Genomic DNA, 2,895 nt, shown 5'->3' on the forward strand with positions numbered 1-2,895 from the left:
GCCGAGCGCCGAGCGCCGAGCGCCGAGCGCCGAGCGCCGAGCGCCGAGCGCCGAGCGCCGAGCGCCGAGCAGGATGAGATGACAAAGAAGCAGCACATCCTACCGAAATCGGTGGGATGTGCCCTGAGAAAAGGATGCGGAAACTAGCCGGCCAGGCGCCGCCGGGCGGCCCGATAATCGCGGACGAGTTCCTCAATCACCTCGCCGGCCCCGGGGCAATCACCGATCGCCCCTACGCCCTGCCCGGCGCCCCAGATGTCCCGCCAGGCCTTCGGCTTGCTGCCACCGGCGGACCCATAGCGCATGGCCGACTTGTCGCCCTCGGGCAGGGCCTCCGGGTCGAGACCGGCACGTTCGATGCTGGCCCGCAGATAGTTGCCGTGGACGCCGGTGAACAGGCTCGTATAGACGATGTCCTCCGCGGCCGCGTCGACGACCATCCGCTTGTAGTCGTCCGCCGCATTGGCCTCGCGGGTGGCGATGAAGCGGGTCCCCACATAGGCCAGATCAGCGCCCATGGCCTGCGCCGCCAGGACATGCTCGCCCCGGGTGATCGCCCCGGCCAGCACCAGGGGGCCATCGAAGAAGCGACGCACCTCGGCGACGAAGGCGAAGGGGCTCAACCGGCCCGCGTGTCCTCCCGCCCCGTGACAGACCAGGATCAGGCCATCGACCCCGCAGGCCACGGCCTTGCGCGCATGGCGCAAGGTGGTGACGTCATGCAGGACCCGGCCGCCATAGGCATGGACCCGCTCCACCACCCGGTCGGGCGCGTGCAGGCTGGTGATCACGATGGGCACCCGGAACTCGGCACAGAGCGCGAGATCATGCTCCAGGCGGTCGTTGCTGGGGTGTACGATCAGGTTGACTGCGAAGGGCGCCACCCGACACTCGGGATCGGCCCGGCGACAGGCCGCCAGCTCGGTGGTGATACGTTCCAGCCAGGTCGCCAACTCGCCAGCCGGGCGTGCATTGAGGGCCGGGAAGGCGCCGACGATGCCGGCCTGGCACTGCGCCAGCACGAGCTCCGGGCCCGAGACGATGAACATCGGTGAGCCGATCACCGGCAGGGACAGGGAATCCTCGAGAACATCCAGCATGCTGTGCTCCGGTTGGAGAAAGGCCCCGCCTACCGGGGCCAGGATGAGGGTGAACCGGAATGAAGCGATAGCGGTGCCGCCGAAGCGACACCGCGAGGGCATCAGAAGTCGTATCTGGCCGAGAGGTGGAGACGGTTCAGGTCGAAACTGGTGCCATCGACTTCCTCGAGATCGAAGTGCTGGAACTCGAGACCGTAGGTGGTGTTCGCCATCGGCGACCACATCAGGTTGATGAAGGCCGTATCATAGCTATCGGTCATGTCACCCGACCCCTCGGAATCCAGCCCGGTCTGCGAGTAGGCCACGGAGGTGCGCAGGCTGTCGGTCCAGTAGTGGCGATAGATCGCCGAGGCGCCCCAGGCATCGACGCCCTCGATCTCGCCCTCGCTGACGCTGGCGTCCGGGTAGGGGCGCAGGCCCATATAGCGTCCCAGGTTTCCGTAGTTGGCCTGCAGGCGGATATCATCCTTGCCAAAGGTCGGCAGCCGCGCCGTCACGCTGTAGGCATCGCCCCATTCGCTGTCATCGTCGACGCCATCGTCGACCGTCAGCCGGCGCGCCAGCGCGGCCACCGAGGCATGTCCCCAATCGCCGTCGAAGTTGACGCGTCCGACCATGTCCGGCACCGACTGGTCATCCCCTCCATCTTCCGGGTTCTCGACGGCAAACTGCAGACTGCCACCGTCGAACGGCTGGGTATAGCGCAACTGGGCCTGACGCACGAAGATCACACTGGCATGTTGCCCGAAGGCATCGACCTCGCCCAGGCCGTTGAGGTCCATGAAGGTCGACCAGGTCTGGCCGGCCAGCCAGTTGCCCCAGCTGCCGTAGGCATGCCGCAGCCGCGGTGCATAGGAGTTGCTGACGAACTCGTTGGCTTCGTCGTCGGCGCCGTAGAAGTCGACCTCGACGAAGGTCTTCAGCGTATCGCCGGCCAGCGGCGTACTGGTGCCGACATTCAAGCGGCTCTGGCGGGCACTGAAGCTGGTGCGGCTGCCCAGGTCCTCATCCACGCTGCGCAGTGAACCGGGCGAGACGATCTCACTGGCCTTGCCGTCGCTGAAGCCATTGTCGGACACCGTGGCCTGTCCCTTGATGTAACCCCCAATGGAGAGCGTGGTCTCGCCGATCTGCAGGTCCCCGCTCTCGGTCCGGGTGACGGCCGTGTCATTGACCTCGGCCACGCCCTCCTCGAGCGCCAGCTGCTGTGACTTCAAGGCATCGAGCTGCTGCTGATGCTGCGCCTTCAACTCATCGATCTCGGCCTGCTGGTTCTTCAGCTCATTGATCTGTGCCTGGAGCGCGGCAATGTCGGCGGCCGTCGGCTGCGCCTGAGCGACACCCAGCGGCAGCATCAGCGATACGCCGAGGGCGGTGACGGTGGTGAGTTGTCTTACGGGCTTGAACATGATGATCCTCATTGTTTTTTGGCACGCACTTCCCCTGCCCGGGGCGCATCAGGCACCAGGTGAGAGAGGGCGTTATACTGATTGGCCACTGCCTTGCACGGGCAAGGGCCTAGGGCACGGGGCTAATGCCCCGCCGTTGCGCCGTCACGACGCATGCTCGTTTGTAGGGAAGCCTGTTACAGGGGCTGCTCGAACTCCCCCGGCACCTCGAACAGGTCCCCCACTAACCCGCCAGGCCGCCAACCATGGAGAGCGCGACCTGGAAGCGATCTTCGCTACAGCTTCTGCTCGAGTTCCGGCAGGACGTCGAACAGGTCGCCAACCAATCCATAGTCGGCCACCTGGAAGATCGGCGCCTCCTCGTCCTTGTTGATCGCGACGATCAC

General features: G+C 65.8%; 2 protein-coding genes and 1 pseudogene. All 3 read right to left on the bottom strand.

The genetic code is table 11. The annotated features are described in order from the left end of the window. Positions 1-143 precede the first annotated feature (143 nt). Positions 144-1,100: an NAD(P)H-dependent flavin oxidoreductase gene (locus FEI13_RS18700; protein WP_138182998.1), complete on the bottom strand. Its 957-nt coding sequence runs from the start codon at positions 1,098-1,100 to the stop codon at positions 144-146. A gap of 101 nt (positions 1,101-1,201) precedes the next feature. Next, on the bottom strand, positions 1,202-2,509 hold the full coding sequence (locus FEI13_RS18705) for a DcaP family trimeric outer membrane transporter (protein WP_138182999.1): 1,308 nt from the start codon (positions 2,507-2,509) through the stop codon (positions 1,202-1,204). A gap of 275 nt (positions 2,510-2,784) precedes the next feature. Then, positions 2,785-2,895 (bottom strand): annotated as a pseudogene (locus FEI13_RS19570) (electron transfer flavoprotein subunit alpha/FixB family protein); the annotation flags it as partial.

It is taken from the genome of Halomonas urmiana (assembly GCF_005780185.1).
Lineage (GTDB): Bacteria > Pseudomonadota > Gammaproteobacteria > Pseudomonadales > Halomonadaceae > Halomonas > Halomonas urmiana.

Bases quoted from the DNA above. Each gene is read 5' to 3' on its own strand.
- FEI13_RS18705 (WP_138182999.1), bottom strand. From the start codon at position 2,509: ATGTTCAAGCCCGTAAGACAACTCACCACCGTCACCGCCCTCGGCGTA.
- FEI13_RS18700 (WP_138182998.1), bottom strand. From the start codon at position 1,100: ATGCTGGATGTTCTCGAGGATTCCCTGTCCCTGCCGGTGATCGGCTCA.